General features: G+C 44.0%; 1 pseudogene. It reads right to left on the reverse strand.

Annotated features, from left to right (window positions below):
- Positions 1-352: 352 nt before the first annotated feature.
- Positions 353-555 (reverse strand): annotated as a pseudogene (locus HMPREF9304_RS15115) (hypothetical protein); the annotation flags it as partial.

A 555-nucleotide genomic window follows, 5' to 3' on the forward strand; every position in this document is an offset into this window, starting at 1 on the left:
GACATTTTTTTTATGCGTNCAAAGATCGGAGTATGCTGATTCCTTTTTGTAGCAAGAACAAGGTAGGGGGCGCAGCCGGCACAAGGTTTTGCAGGAAAATACTACCCGNAATGAAATGTAGGTGTGGAGATTTTCCGTACAAACCAAAGGCACAGACCTTGTNCANGCNGTAGCCCTTACTACCTTTGCGAATAAAAAGAAATCAGCACCGACTTATGGCACATCAAAGTGGAATAGATGGANTTNAGAAGCGAAAGTGCAACGCCNGTATGGAAAANGAAAAAGGTGGCTACCTCAANCGAGATAACCACCCATAAAGAAGAATGAATCGAAGAATATCTTTCCTTGTGCCTTAGAGTACACAGAGCAGGATTGCCAAGATGACGGCAAGCCAGAACAGCCAACGCAGGATTGTAAAGGTTACTTGCAGAATAACTTTAACAATGAAGCGTAGTATCAGGAAACCGAGAATAATCGAAACGGCGGTTACGACTTGCGGCGTAACTATCTTCGAGATAAGGTAAACTGCACCGATAACGATGGAAAGCAGAACGG

The sequence above is a fragment of the Hoylesella timonensis S9-PR14 genome (assembly GCF_000762405.1).
Taxonomy (GTDB): Bacteria; Bacteroidota; Bacteroidia; order Bacteroidales; family Bacteroidaceae; genus Prevotella; species Prevotella timonensis_A.